Raw genomic sequence first — 18615 nt, 5'->3', positions numbered from 1 at the left:
CATGATGTATCGAATTGGTATCGACATTGGGGCGACAAATATGCGAGCGGGATTGTTTGATGCGTCTAACGTGTTAGTGGCGCGTAAAGAAATGAAAACGGAAGCAGAACTTGGGGCGGCGCAGGCGCTTTTGAAATTGATGGAGATGGTTCGGTTTGTTGATCCGAAACAATTGGCTGTCGGGATTGGGGTTTGTGCACCGGGGCCGTTAGATGCCGAAAGAGGTCTGATTTTAGATGCACCAAATTTATCAGGGTGGAACGGTTTCCGTTTGAAAGATGAACTTTCGAATTTGTCAGGAAAACCCGTTTTTCTCATGAATGATGCGAAAGTGGCGGCCCTTGCGGAAGCGAAAGTCGGCGCTGGGCTGGGATATGGAAGTGTACAATTTATTACGGTAAGTACGGGTGTTGGTGGGGGCTTCGTTTATCAGGGCGAAGTCTTTGCTGGCGGTCATGAACATGCTTCAGAAGTTGGAAATATGATTGTGAATGTGTCTCCTGAACAGGCTACTTTGGAGTCAGTCTGTAGTGGTACGGCACTTCTAAAGGAAAGTAAACGATTATTTGGTGCGGATAAAACGGCGGCGGACTTGTTTCGCTTATATGAGAATAACCATCTGGAAGCATGTCATGTGGTGGACAATTGGTTGAATTATTTTGGTGCGGCGATTACATCAATTATTCAAGTGATTGATCCTGAAGTTTTTGTTCTTGGGGGGGCGGTCATTTTGCGGAATCCGTGGCTAGTGGAAGAACTAAAGGAAGTTGTGAGTATGCGTGTCTATCAGTCGATGGCGGATAAAATTAACTTAAAGGTTGCTTCTTTAGGGGAAGATGCGGGGCTTTACGGAGCGGCAATGCTTGTTAGTGGAAGGGAATGATAAGATGAAAAAGGAAGAGGTATTAAATGAAACAAGTAAGGATATTGAATTTATGGGGGATGAAACCTATTTTCGTCTTCGAAAAATTACGAATGACATCGTCCAACAAGCAGCTAGAGATAATTCAGAACTTGCTGAAGTTATCGATCATGTGGTAACGCAGGTGCTTGAAAATAGTCCACTATCTGAAAAATTACAGCGTATGTTTCGGAAATGTATGTTAAACACGATTACAACGACACTCGTTCAGAAACAAGATGATTCTGCATTTTTGTTTACGGGGGATATTCCAGCGATGTGGTTAAGGGATTCAGGCGGTCAATTACGCGTCTTCTTGAATTTGGATGATCCTAGTGGAAAACTGTATGACGTGATTGGAGCGGTTATTCGCCAGCAATTCCGTTATATCTTAATTGATCCTTATACGAATGCCTTCAATTTTTCTGCAGACGGGAATTGTTGGAGCGAAATTGATAAGAGCGAACGGGAAAACCCTTGGAGTTGGGAACGGAAGTATGAACTAGATTCACTTTGCTTCCCAGTTGAACTGGCATATTTTTACTGGAAAAAGACAAAACGAACGGATATTTTTGACCATGAATTTTTACAAGCGGTGAAGGAGTTAATTCAAGTGTTTCGTATCGAACAGCATCACGCGGAAAAATCGGCATATTTTTTTGTTCGCGATAATGGCATTGAACAAGATAGTTTGCCAAATGATGGGCACGGACGTGAAGTTGGTTATACAGGCATGATTTGGTCTGCTTTTCGTCCAAGTGATGATGCTTGTGAATACGGTTATTTAATCCCGGCGAATATGTTTGCGGTTGTAATTCTTGGCTATCTACAGGAAATTTTAAGCGCTTTGTACGCAGAGGAAGAAGAACTTATTGCGGAAATTGTCGCAATACGTGAAGAAGTTCAAGCGGGCATCTTAAAATACGGAATTGTGAAACATCCGAAATACGGAGATATTTATGCGTATGAGGTCGATGGCTTGGGGAACTATAATTGCATGGACGATACGGGTGTACCGAGTTTATTGTCACTGCCTTATATTAAATATTGTGATACATCTGATGACATTTATCAAAATACGCGTCGTTTTAGTTTATCGACGGATAATCGTTATTATTTTGAGGGTAGTGCCGCAAAAGGATTAGGGAGTCCGCATACGCCAGAAGGTTATGTTTGGCATATGGGGCTTGCTATTCAAGGTTTAACCTCAACAGATGCCGAAGAATGCAAGGAATTACTTCAACTATTTGAAACGACAGATGCAGGCACAGACTTGACGCATGAAGGTTTTCTCGCGAATGATCCAAATATCTACACACGAGAATGGTTTTCTTGGTCAAATTCCATTTTTTGTGAGTTTATTTTAAAAGAAAGTGGGAAGTTAAGTATATAAAGGTATATATCTCCGTGACTAATTCAAATAGTCGCGGAGATATTGTTGTATAATGGATGTATATCGAGGAAAAGAGGTTTTTAGTGTGAAATCAGGTATCGTACAATTACAAGCGTTAGCAAAGCAATCGATGAGTTCCTACCAAGATATTGCCAAATATATTGTGACAAATGCAGAAGCTGTTAAAACGATGCATATTACACAATTAGCCAATGAATGTTATACGAGTCCGGCTACAATTGTGCGCATGTGTAAAAAACTGGGCTACAAAGGATATACAGATTTCAAGCAGGATCTCGTTTTAAATTTACATAAATGGTTCTTTGAAAAGCAAGAGGTATATAACCGCGGCTACATCTACCCTAATAAAGCGGCGATTGAAATTGGGGAAGTGATTACAAACTTAACAATCAATGGGATGATTAAAAGTGTCCAATTTTTAGATTCGGAACTTGTAATGGAACTTGCGAAAATTTTATTCGAGGCGGAACGTATTGACTTTTATGGTTGCGGAGTATCCAATTTGGTGGCGCAAGACTTCTCTTACCGGTTTTTGCGTTCGGGGAAAAACACAAGTGCCTTTGCGGATTCCCATTTGCAAATTTCGCAAGCGCAACAATCGGATGCTTCTTGTGTGGCGGTGGGCATTTCATATAGCGGAGAAACGAAAGAAGTTGTGACCGCGCTTGAAATTGCTAAGCAACTCGGGGCGCGGACGCTTTCTTTTACGGCAGAAGGTGATAATCGTTTGACGCAAGTGGCGGATTGTAACATTTCGGTTGCACAAATTGAACACCCAGAAGGTTATGTGGCAGCAGCTTCGCGTATTGAAATGTTGCATGTTATGGATATTATTTATTCCGTATACGCGAGCACATATGATGAGACGATAGCGCCTAAAATATCGAAAACAAGACCCTATTTTAAAAAAAGAAATGGTAATGTGTGATACAATGTAAAAGTAAAAAAATATACATGTTGATGATGAGTGAGGAGCTGTTAAAATTTGGTAAAGGTTATTTTGGATGCAGATGATTTTGGAATGTCAGAAGCAATTAATCATGGCATCATAAAGAGTTTTACAGACGGTATAACGACGTCGACTTTACTTATGCCGAACTTAGAGGCGGCAGGTCATGCCATTTCTTTAGCGAAAAAGCACCCCAGTTTATTTGTTGGACAGCATACTAATTTTTTGCTCGGGAAACCGTGTGCAAATCCTGAGGAAATTCCGTCTCTTGTTGATTCTAACGGGGAATTTCATCGCTCATCTTATTATAGAGCGAAAGAAAATTTTTCGTTTTGCTATGAGGATGTAAGAACAGAAACACTTGCGCAAATGGAACGCTTTAAAGAGCTGACAGGTGACTATCCAAAACATATGGATTGCCATTCGATTGGCGATGAGGTGGTTGACCAAGTGTTCTATGATTTAAGTGTAGAGTATGATGTGCATGTGACTTTGAAATACAGTGGGAAAAAGAAGTGGCCGAAACAAATGGGTTATGCCGAAATTACGAAACTTTTAGAGTCTGGTGCACTACCGTACATTAAAGAGGGTGTTTCGGTTGAAAATTTTTTAAACGATGATTTCAAATTGCTAGAGTTAGAGCAAGATGATATTGCTGAAATGCATTTTGATGTTGGTTATTTGGATCAATTTGTGCTTGAGAACTCTTCTTACACAATACTTCGGTGCAAGGAATTGGCAACAATTTGCGACGTGCGAGTTAAGGAATGGTTCACGTCTAACAAAATCGAGTTGATTTCCTTTTTAGATTTAAAAAAATAGTTTGAAAAAGAATAGGTGTATACATAAAAAGAGCGTATAGTGTGCGAATACATTAAGCTCAAGAAGGGGTAAACAGATGAAAAAAGGATTGCAATTCATTATTCTCATTGTGTTAGTACTATTTGTAGGCTTTGTTTTACGGCAATGGTCGGAGGTGATTTTATATACGGTAGGCTTTATTGTCGAACTTGGTGGTGTCGTAATTGTCATTCGGCTTTTGTTTTGGGATAAAAGAAATACGACGTCCAAAGTGGCTTGGATGGCGGCTGTTTTTATTTTGCCAGTTTTAGGCGTATTTTTATATTTATTTTTTGGAAGAAACCCGCAAAATCGTATTTTCCATCATAACCAAACGAATGAAATGCATAAAATTGCGGATACAATTCATCATCTACCACCGTATGAAGATGGGAAAAAACCGCCGCGTTTGTCTAAGCGAATTCAACATTTGACGGAAATTAATCCTGTGAACGGGAATAAATTGACACTTTTGACAAACGGTGAGGAAACATTCCCAGCAATTATTCAGGCGCTTAAGGAAGCTAAAAACCATATTCATATTCAATATTATATTTATAAGTCGGATGAAATTGGCACGGAAATTCGTGATATTTTAATTGAACGGGCGAAAGCGGGCGTTGAAGTGCGTTTTATGTATGATGCTTGGGGTACAGCCAAATTAAGCGAACAGTTTTTAGAACCAATGCGTCAAGTTGGTATTTACATTCACGCATTTGACCCGATTCGCTCCATTTGGATTGCAAGAACGGCGAATTTAAGAAATCACCGAAAAATTATCGTTATCGATGGTCAAATCGGCTTTACGGGAGGCTTAAATATCGGGGAAGAATACCGTAGCAATACGCCTGATTTTGCTGTTTGGCGCGACACACACATTCAAATCGAAGGTATGGCTGTCATTGAACTCCAAGAGTCATTTTTAGTGGACTGGGTCTATATGGAAAATAAAGCGGGTTCGGCAGACTTATTTATTAGTGAAGCCGGAATCGGCCAATATTTTTCGCCCCAACCAGTTGGGAATGAATGGGCACAAGTCGTGTACGGAGGTCCGTATGATAAGGAGAAATATGTTCGAGATGCAATGCTTGACCTTATAGATTCTGCACAGGAATCGGTGTGGATTACTTCCCCGTATTTTGTGCCAGATGAAGAAGCACTTGCCGTCATTCGCCGAGTTGCACTTAGTGGAATTGATGTGCGAATCATTATTCCAGGGAAAGGTGACCGCGGGATTTCATTCCACGGAAGTAATTCCAACATTGAAACGATGCTTGAGGCGGGAGCAAAAGTGTATGCTTATCGTGATGATTCTTTCGTGCATGCTAAACTACTTTTAATTGACGGTGAGCGCGCTGCTGTAGGGACGGCAAACTTTGATATTCGAAGCTTTCGCTTAAATCATGAATTAATGGTATTTCTATACGAAAGAGACCAAGCAATTGTGAAAATGGAACGTGATTTTGAAGCCGATTTTGAAGTGAGCAAGCTGTACACGATGGAGGATATTAGAAAGAAATCATGGTATGTGAAAATGAAGGAAAATCTTTCTAGTTTGCTTTCACCGATTTTATAAAGAGGATAACTCGGCAAAATAACATTTTGCCGAGTTATTTTTATGGCGCTTGGCAAGTCATTATGTTAGTATTAACCTAACGGTAATTAGTTTAGGAGGGAAAATAAAATGATTAGACGTGCAAAAAAGGGGGATGCTAAAATGGTGGCTCCACTTTTATTTACGATATGGCAAGACATGGAACTTCCCCTTTTACAAAAAGAAAAAGAGGAGAAAATTATTGAAACGCTGGAAGAAGCGATTTGTGTGCCTGATTATCGCTATGGCTTCAATCATCTCTATGTTTACGAAGATAATGGTGTTATTGGTGGCGCTTTGGCGGGTTATCCAGGCGAGAAGGAGCCTTTTATAGATGATGCGTGGTCGGCACTTGCAAAGAAACATGACTTGATTGATCAGTCAGCTGTTTTTAAGGAAAAGGAAACGTTTAGCGGGGAGTGGTATTTAGACTCTATCGTAACAAAACAAGATTATCGTGGTAAGGGGATTGGCACTGCGCTCTTAAACGAGCTTCCCCGTTTTGCAAGAGCAGACGGTAAGCGAAAAATCGGCTTAAACTGTGATAAAGCAAATCCCGCAGCAAAGCGGCTTTATGAAAGACTTGGCTTTCAAACAGTGGGTGAAATCATATTGAGCGGCCATAAATATGAGCATATGCAAAAAGAAGTTTGATGTGAAAGGTGCGGGTGTAATAGTCCTGTACCTTTTTTAAATAATTAATAAAACTGAAAATTTAGCTTTTTTATTTTAATAAAGTGTGCTAATATATTAAATACACAGAAAAATAAGACTATAAAATATATTCTAATTGGTCTTGTAAATCTGAATTTATATTTATATCAGTTAGATAGAAAATGAAAAAGGGGCTAGGTATTATGAAGAAGAAACATTTGTTTTTAATGGGGATTATCGCACTAATGAGTGTGGTATTATTCGCATGTGGTGGGGGAAATAAAGATGAGGCAAAAACGGGTAATACCTCGTCCTCTGGGAAAAAAGAAGTGAATTTGATGGAATCCGCTGAAATCCCGTCAATGGATTCAGTTAAGGGAACAGATGGTGTTAGTTTTACAGCTCAAAATCAAGTGTTTGAAGGACTATATTATTTAGATAAAGATGATAAAACACAGCCTGGTGTTGCGGTAGGTGATCCGGAATTGAATGAGGATCAGACAGTTTATACAATTAAACTGCGTGAGGACGCTAAATGGAGCGATGGTAGTGATGTAACAGCAAATGACTTTGTCTACTCCTGGCAGAAAATTGTAAATCCAGATACAGGTGCGGAATATGCTGTTATTTTTGATGGGATTGTAAAAAATGCAACGGACATTATTGCGGGTAAGAAGAAACCAGAAGAGCTTGGTGTAAAGGCGTTAGATGATAAAACGTTAGAAATTACACTGGAACAGCCAGTTCCGTTTTTCCATTCGCTACTAACATTCCCGACATTTTACCCACAAAAAGAAGCATATGTTGAGAAACAAGGCGATAATTATGCAAAAGATAGTGAACATATGATTTATAACGGCGCTTTTGTCATGAAGGGCTGGAACAATACAAGTAAAACATGGGAATTCGAGAAAAATGATAACTATTGGAACAAAAAAGACGTTAAAGTGGATAAAATTAATGTGCAAGTCGTAAAAGAGCCTGGTGCGGCAGTAAACTTATACAATACTGGAAAACTCGATCGCGCAACGTTAACGGGTGATTACGCGAAGCAAAAAAATGCTGATCCTGACTATCAAACCGAACTTGAAGCATTCGTTTACTATTTGAAATTCAATCAAATTTTAGATGGGAAAGATACACTCTTCAAAAATGCGAACGCGCGCAAAGCTTTTGCACTGGTTTTAGACAAACAGCAATTAGTGGACACGGTACTTGGCAATGGTTCAGAGGCAATAGACGGATTTGTCCCATCAGAATTTACCTTTAATCCAGAAACAGGGGAAGATTTCCGTAAAGAGAGTGGCAAATTACAAGAAACAGACCAAAAAGCGGCTAAAGAGTACTGGGCTAAAGCTAAGGAGGAACTTGGGATTGATAAAATTACGATTGAACTCCTTGCTGATGATCAAGATTTCAACAAAAAATCGAGTGAATTCATTCAAAACATGTTGCAAACGAATTTAGATGGTGTAACAGTGAAAATCAAGACGGTACCCTATAAATCTCGACTTCAACTCGACGAAAATAAAGACTACACCCTACAATTAACACGTTGGGGTCCAGATTATCAAGATCCAATTACGTTTTTAAATATTCAAACAACGGACAATAATTACAACCGCGCGAACTACTCCAATAAAGAATTTGATGCACTTATTGCGAAAGCATCTGGTGAACTTGCAACAAAACCGGAAGAACGCTTTCAGACAATGATTCAATCAGAAAAAATATTGCTTGATGATGCAGGCATTGCACCACTCTACCAAGCAGGTCTAGCAGTGCTTCAAAAACCAGAAGTAACAGGGGTTGTTCACCATCTATTCGGCGCTCCGTATAGCTACAAGTGGATTCAGAAAAAATGAATTTAAAAAAGCAAAAGCGAGTGAGAAATTCGCTTTTGCTTTTTTCTTTTCCTAAAGTTTAGTAAGTGCTTCTCGATTTTTAATGGCGTAGTTGCGCCCATTCTTTTCTAAAATTCCTTTTTGCGTGAAATCATGTAAAACAAAAAGTAAGTGGCGGTAGCTAACGTGTAAATATTCGGCAACTTCAGTATGTTTTTCGTGATATATGCCGTCTTCTTCTGTGAGCAGGATAAAACGTGCTAAGCGTGTTTGAAATGGCAAATTCAAACTTTTGGTTAGTGTTTCAGTGCGATGCAAAGCTTTTTTGCCTAAAAAAACAGCCAAATTTTTCATGAAAGTTGGATTTTCAAGTAGTTGCGTTTGATTTTCTTTTAAAGGAAGTGCGAATAAGACGCAATTTGTATGGGCGATAACGTCTTTAGGAGTGTCTTCGATGGCTAAAAGCGTTAATTCACCGATATAGGAAGGGGCGGAAATAAAATCGATAAGGGATATTTTCCCGTTTTCAAGCGTCATTTTAATTTTTGCTTTTCCAGAAATAAGGAAAAAAAGTTTTTCTGGAGTGATAGATTGGTGGACGATAAACTCATTTTTCTTCACAGCATAAAGTTCTAATTTTGAAAGAATCTCGTTTGGAAAAATGGCTTCTAGTTTGTTTTTTTTAAGTCTCTCTGAAATTTCGTGCGTATTTGTTATTTTTTTCATATTACATTCCTCGTTTTAGATGTGAGATTTCTCCTATTATTATACGGAAAACTATGATAAGATGCTAAAAAAGAGATGGGGGAGTCAACATGCGTTATGAGACATTGCTTTTTGATGTAGATGATACATTATTAGATTTCAAAAGAACAGAAGATGATGCGCTTATGAAATTGTTTGAAAGTGAAGGGATTTCAGAAACGAAGACGTTAACTTTTGTTTACAAAGAAATCAATGAATCGCTATGGAAGGCGTTTGAAAGGGGCGAGATTTCGCGCGATGAGGTGATTCAGACGCGTTTTGAAAAACTTTTCGCGACACAAAATAAAGCGGTTGACGGCGTTTTGCTTGAGGCAAAATATCGTACTTTTTTAGAGGAAGGACACGAACAAATTGCAGGCGCCGCTGAATTAATCGCACATTTAGCCCCTCATTATTCGCTTTATGTTGTGACAAACGGTGTATCGAAAACACAGTACCGAAGGTTGCGTGATTCTGGCTTAGATATTTTCTTCCAAAAAATCTTTGTCTCAGAAGATACGGGCTATCAAAAGCCGATGATTCAATTTTTTGACTACTGTTTTGCGCGGATTCCTGCTTTTGATAAAAAGAAAACACTGCTAATTGGTGATTCGCTAAGCTCTGATATTTTTGGTGCGCGTGTTGCGGGCATTGATAGTTGTTGGTTTAATCCGCATGGTGCGGTGTTTGATGTGGAAACTACGCCAACTTATGAAATTCATTCACTGCCTGAGCTCTTAAATGTTTTAAGTTAGATAGAAATCATGGTAAGCTAGAAGCGGAGGTTTGACATGTTACGATTAATTATACTTATGAGCACGATGCTTCTTCTTACGGGCTGTGCCGATGTTATTAACACTGTGAAAATAAATAAGGACGGAACGACTGATTTGAATTTTGATGTGGGGCTTGGCGCGACAGCGGGATTTCTTGCGGGGCCGGCAATTAAGGAGCTGACACCAAAACTTAAGGATGCGGGATTCACCGTTAAAAAAATATCGCAAAACCAGTTTTCTATTCATAAAAAAATTGAAAAATCGGCTAAAAAGATGGATTTTAAAGAGGAAGCTACAAAATACGGGGTGAAATTTCAAGAAAAAGATGGTTTTTTCATGAAAAAAATACGTTTAGATGCCGCGTTTGATGTACCTGAGATTTTAAAGGAGCAACAACTTGGCGAGAAAATTCCAGCGGCACTCTTGGCGCAAGTGGACTATACGCTTATCTTAGATTTCCCAATTGATACAATTGGGGCAAACAACGCGGATGAAAAAGACGGCGGGAAGCTCACATGGCACATTCCATTAGAACAAAAAAATCACCTTTATTTTGAAATTGATGTTCCAAATGTAAAAAATATTGCAATTACGGCTGGAACTGTTCTCATATTACTAATTGCTGGATTCATAGTTCTTATTAGAAGACGTAAAAAACGGAAAATCAGTTGATTTTCCGTTTTTATTTTTGCATACCTTCATAACATGCTAATTTGGCTTCAATTTTTTGGAAGGCAAAATCTAGTTCTTGTTGTTTCTTTTCAAGTTCTTTGCGGTGTTCTTTTAAAACATTGATGCGGTCTTGGACAGTGTTGTCACCTTGTTTTGTGAGTTCTACGATTTCTTTTTGTTTGGCGAGTGGCATACCAGTTCGGCGCAAGCAAACAAGCAAATCTAGCCAGTGTAAAGCTTCCTCATCGAAGACGCGATTATTATTTTCATCCCGAGAGAGAAAAGGAATTAACCCAACACTTTCATAGTAACGAATGGTATAAGCAGAAAGCCCGACTTCCGCGGACGCTTCTTTTATGGATAATGGCATAAGAAAACTCCTTCTTTTTTTTAAAAGAATAGCACGGGTGAAAAATATTTGCCAAATATTTGCTTTCGAGTATACTCGAAGGTGTAAGATGAGGTTGAATTTGATTTTAGGAGGCTAAATTTATGAGCATAAAAGATACTGTAAAACTAGCGAATGGTGTGGAAATGCCGCGTCTTGGTTTTGGTGTTTGGCAAGTAAAAGACGGCGAGGAAGCAGTAAATTCTGTGAAATGGGCAATTGAGGCCGGCTACATTAGTATTGACACGGCAGCGGCATATCGCAATGAAGAAGGCGTAGGTCAAGCAATTCGTGAGTCTTTCGTGCGGCGTGAAGACTTATTTGTAACGACAAAGCTTTGGAATGCGGATCAAGGCTATGAAACGACGCTTGCTGCTTTTGAAACGAGTCTAAATAAGCTAGGTCTTGATTATGTGGATTTATATTTAATTCACTGGCCAGTGGAAGGTAAGTTTAACGAAACTTGGCGCGCGTTTGAAAAGCTTTATCGAGACGGAAAAGTGCGCGCAATTGGGGTTTGTAATTTCCATGAACATCATTTAGAAACACTCTTAGAAACGGCAGAAATTGTGCCAATGGTTAACCAAATTGAACTTCACCCACTTCTTTCTCAAAAACCGCTTCGTGACTTCTGTGCCGAAAAAAATATCGTAGTGGAAGCCTGGTCCCCGCTTGGAAGTGGCAAAATCCTAAACAACCCAGAAATCAAAAAAATCGCCGAAAAATACGGTAAATCCGTGGCGCAGGTTATCATTCGCTGGGATTTACAACACGGCATCGTAACCATTCCAAAGTCAGTGCATAAAGAACGCATTATAGAAAACGCAGATGTGTTTGACTTCGAATTGACTAAAGAAGATATACAAGCGATAGATGCCTTAAACAAAGATGAGCGAACAGGCCCAGACCCAGATAATTTTAATTTTTAAAAAGTGAGGGTTACGACTCATTTAGCTGTTATTTAGACGATAGACAAGGTGCTTAGGCTCTTTGTCTATCGTCTTTTTTATTTTATGTGAATTTGTCGGGTAGAATGGGGGCTAAATCACTCTGTTTAATAAAAAAGTTTTTGGAAATGTAGAATTAAAAATCAATTTTAGATTTAGTTTTATTTACTTTTCGCATATTCATTATTTATATTTTAACTAAATTGAATCTAAAATCTTGTATAAAATAGTTATAATAATATTGCTATTTTTTAATCAATTCAAAACAAAGTGTATCGTTTGAATACGAGATATGGTATATTATATTTAGAATATAAACATCATTAGAAAGGGGCATTAAGATGAAGAAAATATTTTTTGGAGTACTTGTATTTTGTTTTGTATCAAGTTTTACTTTTTTTATTATGAGTGAGGATGCCAGCGCAGAGGAAATTTATAATATAAGTAAGACAGTTGGCGAGGGCAACATGTCATTAGATTTGTTTGACAATGAAATGGTGAGTGACAGTTACTTAAATGAAGAAGGTGAGGAAGTAGAAGTTCAAGTTGAGAACATGGGGGATGTGATTGATACAAGCCGCCCGCTTCTTAAAGCATCTAGGTCACTGAGTACTGGAACAAAGAAATACAAGATTTCATATAATAGTGGGGTAATTAATGTTTGGTTCTATGTTAATGTTAAATATGCAAATGGTAAAAGTACAATTACAAAAGCATATGATGGCAATTATAAAGTTTTTGGAACCTATGTAAAATCAGATGTACTGACGAGAGACTCAAGTACTCAAGCTACATATAAGTTTAAGTTTGTGACATTTGGGATTAGTCATAGTGGCTATCTTCGAGCAAAAGTGGGTGGTTCAAAATTAATAATTTCTCACGATTAAGCTAAGGAGGGATGTATTTTGACTAATGCTACTATTGTTATTTATATAATAATTGCTTTGGTTATTGTCGCAATTATAGGTGGTTTTATAAAAAAAAGGAAAAAAGATAAACAATGAATATTTTTGAGCCGCTTCAGATAGGTTTTTTGTACAGTGTGCAGAAAGCCTATTTTTTATGATGTGGTGTAGTTAGTGGACTTTTTGTTACTTATAAATCTCCAAAATTGCTTTTGCAAATGGGAATGATTATCATAGAATAGAACGTTATTTCAAGTTTTTAAGGAGGCAAAAATAATGGATTTTAGACTTTCTGCTGAACTTTCGGAATTAAAAGAAGATGCGCGTCATTTTGCGGATACATATATACGACCGTTTGCTTCTGAATGGGATGAAAAAGCCTATTTCAGTCGTGAACTTTTTCAAAAAATGGGTGAGAAGGGCTATCTTGGTTTGCCATTTGCAAAAGAATACGGCGGAAGCGAACGAGGGACGCTCGCCTATATGACGGTGGCAGAAGAAATCGCAAAAGCAAGCCTCGGGGTTGCGCTTAGTTATGTGGCGACGGTTTCAATTGGGACGGCACCGATTGCGATGTACGGGACGGCCGAACAGAAAATGAAATTTTTGCGCCCACTTGCAGAAGGTCGCGAGCTTGCGGCCTTCGGTTTAACCGAAAAAAATGCAGGTTCTGACGCGGCGGGAGTGGAAACAACGGCGGAGCTTTCTTTCGACCATTTTATCGTGAATGGGACGAAACAGTGGATTACGAACGCGAGTTATGCGGCGGTTGTCACGATTGCCGCGGTGACGGGTTATAAGGAAGATGGTGGGAAAATTATTTCTTCGCTTATCGTTCCGATGAATTTGCCTGGAATCACGGTGACTAGACCATATGACAAGATGGGCGTTCGCTCCTCGGATACAGGTGAAATTCATTTTCAAAATGTAAAAGTACCTAAAGAAAACCTTTTAGGGGATCAAAACGCAGGAATGAAGCAACTTTTGAACGTGTTAAATGGCGGGCGAATTTCGATTGCGGCAATTTCTGTTGGTTTAGCGCAAGACGCCTATGATAAGGCGATTCAGCATGCAAAAGTGCGCGAACAATTTGGTGGTCCAATTTCAAAATTTGAGTCTGTCCAGTTTAAACTTGCGGATATGGCGGTTGAAACAGAAGCAGCGCGCTTACTTGTTCAAAAGGCATGTTTCCTTAAAGATGGCGGTGAAAATTTTATTAAAGAAGCTGCCTATGCGAAAGTATTCGCCTCTGAGACGGCCACAAGAAATGCCAACCGGGCGTTGCAAATTTTAGGTGGCACAGGTTACATGCGTGATGCTGGTGTTGAGCGGCTAGTGCGTGATGCGAAAATATTAGAAATTGGCGAGGGGACGTCTGAAATTCAGCGCCTAGTCATTGCACGACAACTTTTAAAAGAAGGAGCGAAATAAAATGGAAGAAATTAAAGCGACGATTACAGGGACTGTTCATAGTTTTGAAAAACATGCGGGAGATGATGTTAGAAAAGGCGAAACAATTGCGCAAATTGAATCGATGAAAATGCTTATTCCTGTTGAGGCACCGAACACTGGGAAACTAGTTGAATGGTCTGTTACAGCGGGGGATTTTGTAAACGAAAATGACGACATCGGGATGCTAGATTAAGATGGCGCTCATTCAAATTGAACGTCTGTCGACACATATTGTATTGTTTAAAATGAATCGACCAGAAGCGGCGAACGCACTTTCAAATGAGCTACTCAAAACGTTTGACGCGGCACTGAATGATTTAGGCGAAGCACGCGTGTTAATCATAACGGGCGAAGGGGATAAGGTTTTTTCAGCAGGCGCCGATTTAAAAGAGCGTCAAAAGCTCACAAATGAGGAAGTGTGGCCAGCTGTCGCACGTATTCGACACCTGATTAAGCGTGTATCTGAACTTGAAATCCCTACAATTGCAGCCATAAACGGTCATGCATTTGGTGGCGGACTTGAACTTGCACTTGCTTGTGATATTCGTGTGGCGCATAAAACGGCCAAGCTTGGCTTAACCGAAACGAGCCTTGGCATCATTCCAGGCGCATTTGGAACCGTCAATTTAGCCCGCCTAGTTGGCGAAGCTGCTGCACTTGAAATGATTTTAACTGCCAAACGGATTACAGCAGATGAGGCAAAGCGAATTGGGCTTGTAACAGATGTCTCAGACGATGCGCTACATATCGCAATGCAAATTGCAGAAGCGATTTCACATAATGCTCCGCTTGCGGTCAAACGGGCAAAAGAAGTTCTAAAAGCTGTGTCTAGTAACTTGGAACTTGCCTTTTTAGCAGAAGAAAAAGCTTATAAATCGCTTATTGAAACGTCGGATCGCATAGAAGGACTTCAGGCGTTTAGTGAGAAGCGGGCGGCGCGATTTTTAGGGAGGTAGACGATGAATTTAGAAGATAAAATCCGCTCTGGCGGTGCAGAAAAATATCATGCGGCGGCGAAGGCAAAAGGAAAATTATTTGTGCGTGAACGGATTGCGCTCTTACTAGATGCAGATAGTGAATTTACCGAGGATGCTTTATTTGCGAATGTTCATGCGGGAGATTTGCCAGCTGATGGTGTGGTTACTGGGCTTGGTCAAATTGATGGCAGAAAAGTGGCTATTATCGCAAATGATTCTACCGTAAAGGCTGGTTCCTGGGGGTCGAAAACGGTTGAAAAAATGATTCGGATGCAAGAAACTGCTGAAAAATTGAGCATTCCGCTGTTTTATTTAATTGATTCAGCAGGCGCAAGAATTACGGATCAAGTCGAAATGTTCCCAGGAAGACGCGGAGCTGGGCGGATTTTTTATAACCAAGTGCAGTTAGCCGGTAAAATCCCGCAAATATGTTTGCTGTTTGGTCCTTCAGCGGCAGGCGGTGCCTATATTCCTGCGTTTTGTGATATCGTGGTCATGGTGGAAGAAAACGCCTCGATGTATCTCGGCTCGCCGCGTATGGCTGAAAAAGTCATCGGCGAGAAAGTTACGCTTGAAGAAATGGGCGGCGCTCGCATGCACTGCACCGTATCGGGTTGTGGGGACGTGCTCGTTTCTTCGGAAAAAGAAGCGCTTTTCTTCGGTCGCGACTACTTGTCCTATTTGACATACGAAAAAGCAAGCCGCGAAAACGCGAAACCTTTAAGTGGCGTCATTCCGGAAAACGAGAATGCACCACTTAACATGTACCGAGTTATTGATGGTCTAATTGATGCAGAATCATTTTGTGAAATTAAGGCGCTATTTGCTAAGGAAATCATTACGGGCTTTGCACGTTTAGGTGGGAAAACAATTGGGGTGGTCGCGAATCAGTCGCTTGTAAAAGGTGGCGTGTTGTTTCCGGATTCAGCCGATAAGGCGACCAAATTCATTCAAATTTGTAACGCTTACCGCATTCCACTGCTCTTTTTAGCCGACGTACCTGGATTTATGATTGGCTCACAAGTTGAAAAAGCGGGCATTATTCGCCGTGGTGCTAAAATGATTGCGGCTGTCAGCGAAATCACGGTTCCACTTATTTCGGTCATCGTCAGAAAAGCTTACGGGGCAGGACTTTATGCGATGGCAGGGCCTGGTTTTAATCCAGATGCAACGCTGGCACTTCCGACAGCGCAAATTGCCGTGATGGGTCCAGATGCCGCTATCAATGCAGTATACGCGGGCAAAATAGCGGAGCTTCCGGATGCTGAAAAAGCACTTTTTATTCAGGAAAAAATAAAGGAATACGAAGCAGATGTTGATGTGTATAAGCTCGCGTCCGAGATGGTTGTGGATGATATCGTGGAGCCAGAAAACCTACGACAAGCGCTTATTTCAAGATTTTCATTTTATGAAGCAAAGCGCAAAACGATTTCACATTTTAAAATTTATCCGATGTAGAGGAGGCGCAAAATGTTCGCTGGTTATTATAAAAAAACGCGAGAGGAGCGGCTTGCAATTCTTCGCGACTACGCTGATTTGACAGATGCGGAACTCGCAAGTCTACAGGCAGAAGGTGCGCTCCCGTTTGAAACGGCGAATCATATGATTGAAAATATGATTGGTACTTTTCAAGTTCCACTTGGTCTTGGTTTAAATATGGTGATGAACGGCAAAGAATACGCCGTTCCAATGGCAACCGAGGAGCCTTCGGTCATCGCCGCCATGAGCTCTAGTTCCAAATTGATTGCCCGTTCTGGCGGGATGACTGCAACGAGTTCTGGTCGTCTTATGGCTGGACAAATTGCCGTGTACGGCGTGACTAATTTTGAGCGTGCGAAAGTCGCAATCGAAAAAGAGCAGGTGGAGCTAATTGATACGGCGAATGCGGCGTATCCTTCGCTTGCAAAACGCGGCGGGGGCGCACGCGAAATTGTTATCCGCGAAATTGAAACGACTGAGGAAAAACTGCTCGTGGTCCATCTACATGTGGAAACACGGGAAGCGATGGGTGCGAACATGATTAACACGATGGTTGAGGCGCTTGCACCGGAAATCGAACGCCTAACAAGCGGAACTGCCGAAATGAAAATATTATCGAACTTAACAGACATGGCAACGGCAACTGCCACTTGTACGATTCCCGCAAACCTCCTTTTAGACAAAAATAATGGTGGAAAAGAGGTGCGTGACCGCATTGTGCGGGCTACTGCGTTTAGTGATGCGGATATTTACAGGGCGGCAACTCACAACAAAGGCATTATGAACGGTATTGACGCGGTTTTACTAGCGTTTGGCAATGATGTCCGCAGTATTTCTGCAGCCGCCCATGCTTACGCCGCAAAAGACGGACGCTACAGGCCAATGAGTCGCTGGTCGGTAAATGATGCAGGCGATTTAGTGGGCGAGTTAACGCTTCCCATGCCGGTTGCAACTGTTGGTGGCTCTATCGCGATTTCGCCACTTGCTACTTTGGCACAAAAAATCGCCAAGGTGGAAAATGCCGAAGAGCTCGCGATGTTAGCCGTTTCTGTTGGACTTACGCAAAATTTAGCTGCCCTAAAAGCCTTAGTAACAGAAGGCATTCAGCGCGGTCATATGTCGCTACAAGCGAAATCAACAGCCATTTCTGCTGGCGCAACTGGCGCTGAAATTGACTGGGTGGCTGAAAAGATGCTCGAAGCCGGGCAAATTAATTTAAGCTATGCGAAAAAAATAATAGAAGAAGTCCGCTAGAATTCTAGTGGGCTTCTTCTATTTCCGCAACAACCGGATAATGATCGGACGCGAAAAGTCCGTCAAATGTTTTAGTCACAACATAAAATTGCAGAACGCGAAATTGTTGGGTGAAAATGAAATCAATTTCTTCATGATTTTTTTCATCAGTCGAAAAGCCGTTAAAAGTGGCCTGTGTATTTTCCTTACCAGCATTTTGAAAGTGTGCATTTAAAATGTCAAACGCCTCAGATTCACGGGTAGAATTAAAATCGCCCAGCAAAACAAGCGGAGCATCTTGCGGCAGTCGCTCTTTAAGCAGTTTTGCGGAATATGTACGCGCTTCAATTGAAATGTGATCAAAATGTGTGTTAAAAACATAAAAGCTACCACCCGTTTGCGTATCCAACAATTTTACCCAAATGCAAGTGCGTTTAAAAGCGGCATCTTTGTAAGCGGACGGGATTTGTTCGGTTTGAGAGAGCCAAAAATGGCCCGTATCGAGCAAATCAAACCGTGCTTTCAGGTAGAAAATACTGATGGCCTCGCCCGTCTGCCCACCGTCGCGAAACAAACTATAATGCTCATAAAGTGACTCCTTATTTAAATCCCATAACTGGTTTGGCACAAGTTCCTGAGCTCCGAAAACATCAAACGCCTCTTCGCGAATAATTTGTTTAATAAGTGGCAATCTGACGGACCAAGCAATATCACCTGTTTTTTCAATATCACAACAAATATTAAAACTGGCTACCTTCATATAACTCGCCTCCATAAATTGGTTTCGCTTTCATTGTATCGTTTTTTGAGAAAATAAAAAGTGTTTTGCTTGGCAAAAGCTGAAAT

At 40.5% G+C, this 18615-nt stretch carries 20 protein-coding genes; 17 read left to right on the top strand and 3 right to left on the bottom strand.

Features of this window, described 5'->3' with window-relative positions:
- The first annotated feature begins 1 nt into the window (after nt 1).
- The 7 genes from R8923_RS06955 (at nt 2) to R8923_RS06925 (ending at nt 8217) form a co-directional block, all read left to right on the top strand.
- On the top strand, nt 2–883 hold the full coding sequence (locus tag R8923_RS06955) for an ROK family protein (RefSeq protein WP_485872047.1): 882 nt from the start codon (nt 2–4) through the stop codon (nt 881–883).
- Between the two features lie 4 nt (nt 884–887).
- Nucleotides 888–2294: a glycoside hydrolase family 125 protein gene (locus R8923_RS06950; protein WP_485872046.1), complete on the top strand. Its 1407-nt coding sequence runs from the start codon at nt 888–890 to the stop codon at nt 2292–2294.
- Nucleotides 2295–2346: 52 nt separating this feature from the next.
- A complete protein-coding gene (locus R8923_RS06945; RefSeq protein ID WP_485872045.1) occupies nt 2347–3243 on the top strand; it encodes a MurR/RpiR family transcriptional regulator in 897 nt (298 codons plus the stop codon).
- A 57-nt stretch (nt 3244–3300) separates the two neighbouring features.
- Nucleotides 3301–4086, top strand: a complete 786-nt coding sequence (locus R8923_RS06940) for a ChbG/HpnK family deacetylase (RefSeq protein WP_485872044.1) — start codon at nt 3301–3303, stop codon at nt 4084–4086.
- A 76-nt stretch (nt 4087–4162) separates the two neighbouring features.
- The gene (cls, locus tag R8923_RS06935; RefSeq protein WP_485872043.1) at nt 4163–5680 is read left to right on the top strand and encodes a cardiolipin synthase; all 1518 of its coding nucleotides are present in this window, start codon (nt 4163–4165) and stop codon (nt 5678–5680) included.
- 108 nt (nt 5681–5788) lie between these two features.
- Complete coding sequence (locus R8923_RS06930; protein ID WP_485872042.1) at nt 5789–6352, top strand: GNAT family N-acetyltransferase; 564 nt, start codon at nt 5789–5791, stop codon at nt 6350–6352.
- 203 nt (nt 6353–6555) lie between these two features.
- Complete coding sequence (locus R8923_RS06925; protein ID WP_485872041.1) at nt 6556–8217, top strand: peptide ABC transporter substrate-binding protein; 1662 nt, start codon at nt 6556–6558, stop codon at nt 8215–8217.
- Nucleotides 8218–8268: 51 nt separating this feature from the next.
- On the opposite strand, the gene yeiL is transcribed toward R8923_RS06925, so the two are convergent.
- Nucleotides 8269–8922, bottom strand: a complete 654-nt coding sequence (gene yeiL, locus R8923_RS06920) for a transcriptional regulator YeiL (RefSeq protein ID WP_485872040.1) — start codon at nt 8920–8922, stop codon at nt 8269–8271.
- A gap of 89 nt (nt 8923–9011) precedes the next feature.
- Here yeiL and R8923_RS06915 point away from each other — a divergent pair, with 89 nt between their 5' ends.
- Both R8923_RS06915 and R8923_RS06910 read left to right on the top strand, forming a co-directional pair.
- Nucleotides 9012–9695, top strand: a complete 684-nt coding sequence (locus R8923_RS06915) for a YjjG family noncanonical pyrimidine nucleotidase (RefSeq protein ID WP_485872039.1) — start codon at nt 9012–9014, stop codon at nt 9693–9695.
- Nucleotides 9696–9731: 36 nt separating this feature from the next.
- The gene (locus R8923_RS06910) at nt 9732–10388 is read left to right on the top strand and encodes a protein with hydrophobic anchor (protein WP_485872038.1); all 657 of its coding nucleotides are present in this window, start codon (nt 9732–9734) and stop codon (nt 10386–10388) included.
- A 10-nt stretch (nt 10389–10398) separates the two neighbouring features.
- Here R8923_RS06910 and R8923_RS06905 read toward each other — a convergent pair whose 3' ends face one another.
- A complete protein-coding gene (locus R8923_RS06905; RefSeq protein WP_485872037.1) occupies nt 10399–10758 on the bottom strand; it encodes a MerR family transcriptional regulator in 360 nt (119 codons plus the stop codon).
- A 122-nt stretch (nt 10759–10880) separates the two neighbouring features.
- Here R8923_RS06905 and R8923_RS06900 point away from each other — a divergent pair, with 122 nt between their 5' ends.
- The 8 genes from R8923_RS06900 (at nt 10881) to R8923_RS06865 (ending at nt 17790) form a co-directional block, all read left to right on the top strand.
- Nucleotides 10881–11705, top strand: coding sequence for an aldo/keto reductase (locus R8923_RS06900; protein WP_485872036.1), 825 nt, complete (start codon nt 10881–10883; stop codon nt 11703–11705).
- 359 nt (nt 11706–12064) lie between these two features.
- Entirely contained in the window at nt 12065–12610 is a 546-nt protein-coding gene (locus R8923_RS06895) for a DUF5626 family protein (RefSeq protein WP_485872035.1), read from the top strand.
- Between the two features lie 18 nt (nt 12611–12628).
- The gene (locus R8923_RS06890) at nt 12629–12727 is read left to right on the top strand and encodes an LPXTG cell wall anchor domain-containing protein (RefSeq protein ID WP_485872034.1); all 99 of its coding nucleotides are present in this window, start codon (nt 12629–12631) and stop codon (nt 12725–12727) included.
- Between the two features lie 177 nt (nt 12728–12904).
- The gene (locus R8923_RS06885; RefSeq protein ID WP_485872033.1) at nt 12905–14059 is read left to right on the top strand and encodes an acyl-CoA dehydrogenase family protein; all 1155 of its coding nucleotides are present in this window, start codon (nt 12905–12907) and stop codon (nt 14057–14059) included.
- Between the two features lies 1 nt (nt 14060).
- The gene (locus R8923_RS06880) at nt 14061–14273 is read left to right on the top strand and encodes an acyl-CoA carboxylase biotin carboxyl carrier protein subunit (RefSeq protein WP_485872032.1); all 213 of its coding nucleotides are present in this window, start codon (nt 14061–14063) and stop codon (nt 14271–14273) included.
- Nucleotide 14274: 1 nt separating this feature from the next.
- Nucleotides 14275–15036 (top strand): enoyl-CoA hydratase-related protein, encoded by a 762-nt coding sequence (locus tag R8923_RS06875; protein WP_485872031.1) that lies wholly within the window; start codon nt 14275–14277, stop codon nt 15034–15036.
- Between the two features lie 3 nt (nt 15037–15039).
- Nucleotides 15040–16515 carry an acyl-CoA carboxylase subunit beta gene (locus R8923_RS06870; protein ID WP_485872030.1) on the top strand — a complete coding sequence of 492 codons (1476 nt, stop codon included), beginning with the start codon at nt 15040–15042 and terminating at the stop codon, nt 16513–16515.
- Nucleotides 16516–16527: 12 nt separating this feature from the next.
- Nucleotides 16528–17790 (top strand): hydroxymethylglutaryl-CoA reductase, degradative, encoded by a 1263-nt coding sequence (locus R8923_RS06865; protein ID WP_485872029.1) that lies wholly within the window; start codon nt 16528–16530, stop codon nt 17788–17790.
- Between the two features lie 4 nt (nt 17791–17794).
- On the opposite strand, the gene R8923_RS06860 is transcribed toward R8923_RS06865, so the two are convergent.
- Nucleotides 17795–18529: an endonuclease/exonuclease/phosphatase family protein gene (locus tag R8923_RS06860; protein ID WP_485872028.1), complete on the bottom strand. Its 735-nt coding sequence runs from the start codon at nt 18527–18529 to the stop codon at nt 17795–17797.
- Nucleotides 18530–18615 lie beyond the last annotated feature (86 nt).

It is taken from the genome of Listeria tempestatis (assembly GCF_963575625.1).
GTDB lineage: Bacteria > Bacillota > Bacilli > Lactobacillales > Listeriaceae > Listeria > Listeria tempestatis.
This window is presented reverse-complemented; position numbering and strand designations above follow the sequence as displayed.

Excerpts from the sequence above, each read along its gene's own strand:
- R8923_RS06955 (WP_485872047.1), top strand. The coding sequence starts at position 2 with ATGATGTATCGAATTGGTATCGACATTGGGGCGACAAATATGCGAGCG.
- R8923_RS06950 (WP_485872046.1), top strand. The coding sequence starts at position 888 with ATGAAAAAGGAAGAGGTATTAAATGAAACAAGTAAGGATATTGAATTT.
- R8923_RS06945 (WP_485872045.1), top strand. The coding sequence starts at position 2,347 with ATGGATGTATATCGAGGAAAAGAGGTTTTTAGTGTGAAATCAGGTATC.
- cls (WP_485872043.1), top strand. The coding sequence starts at position 4,163 with ATGAAAAAAGGATTGCAATTCATTATTCTCATTGTGTTAGTACTATTT.
- R8923_RS06930 (WP_485872042.1), top strand. The coding sequence starts at position 5,789 with ATGATTAGACGTGCAAAAAAGGGGGATGCTAAAATGGTGGCTCCACTT.
- R8923_RS06925 (WP_485872041.1), top strand. The coding sequence starts at position 6,556 with ATGAAGAAGAAACATTTGTTTTTAATGGGGATTATCGCACTAATGAGT.
- yeiL (WP_485872040.1), bottom strand. The coding sequence starts at position 8,922 with ATGAAAAAAATAACAAATACGCACGAAATTTCAGAGAGACTTAAAAAA.
- R8923_RS06915 (WP_485872039.1), top strand. The coding sequence starts at position 9,012 with ATGCGTTATGAGACATTGCTTTTTGATGTAGATGATACATTATTAGAT.
- R8923_RS06910 (WP_485872038.1), top strand. The coding sequence starts at position 9,732 with ATGTTACGATTAATTATACTTATGAGCACGATGCTTCTTCTTACGGGC.
- R8923_RS06905 (WP_485872037.1), bottom strand. The coding sequence starts at position 10,758 with ATGCCATTATCCATAAAAGAAGCGTCCGCGGAAGTCGGGCTTTCTGCT.
- R8923_RS06900 (WP_485872036.1), top strand. The coding sequence starts at position 10,881 with ATGAGCATAAAAGATACTGTAAAACTAGCGAATGGTGTGGAAATGCCG.
- R8923_RS06895 (WP_485872035.1), top strand. The coding sequence starts at position 12,065 with ATGAAGAAAATATTTTTTGGAGTACTTGTATTTTGTTTTGTATCAAGT.
- R8923_RS06885 (WP_485872033.1), top strand. The coding sequence starts at position 12,905 with ATGGATTTTAGACTTTCTGCTGAACTTTCGGAATTAAAAGAAGATGCG.
- R8923_RS06880 (WP_485872032.1), top strand. The coding sequence starts at position 14,061 with ATGGAAGAAATTAAAGCGACGATTACAGGGACTGTTCATAGTTTTGAA.
- R8923_RS06875 (WP_485872031.1), top strand. The coding sequence starts at position 14,275 with ATGGCGCTCATTCAAATTGAACGTCTGTCGACACATATTGTATTGTTT.
- R8923_RS06870 (WP_485872030.1), top strand. The coding sequence starts at position 15,040 with ATGAATTTAGAAGATAAAATCCGCTCTGGCGGTGCAGAAAAATATCAT.
- R8923_RS06865 (WP_485872029.1), top strand. The coding sequence starts at position 16,528 with ATGTTCGCTGGTTATTATAAAAAAACGCGAGAGGAGCGGCTTGCAATT.
- R8923_RS06860 (WP_485872028.1), bottom strand. The coding sequence starts at position 18,529 with ATGAAGGTAGCCAGTTTTAATATTTGTTGTGATATTGAAAAAACAGGT.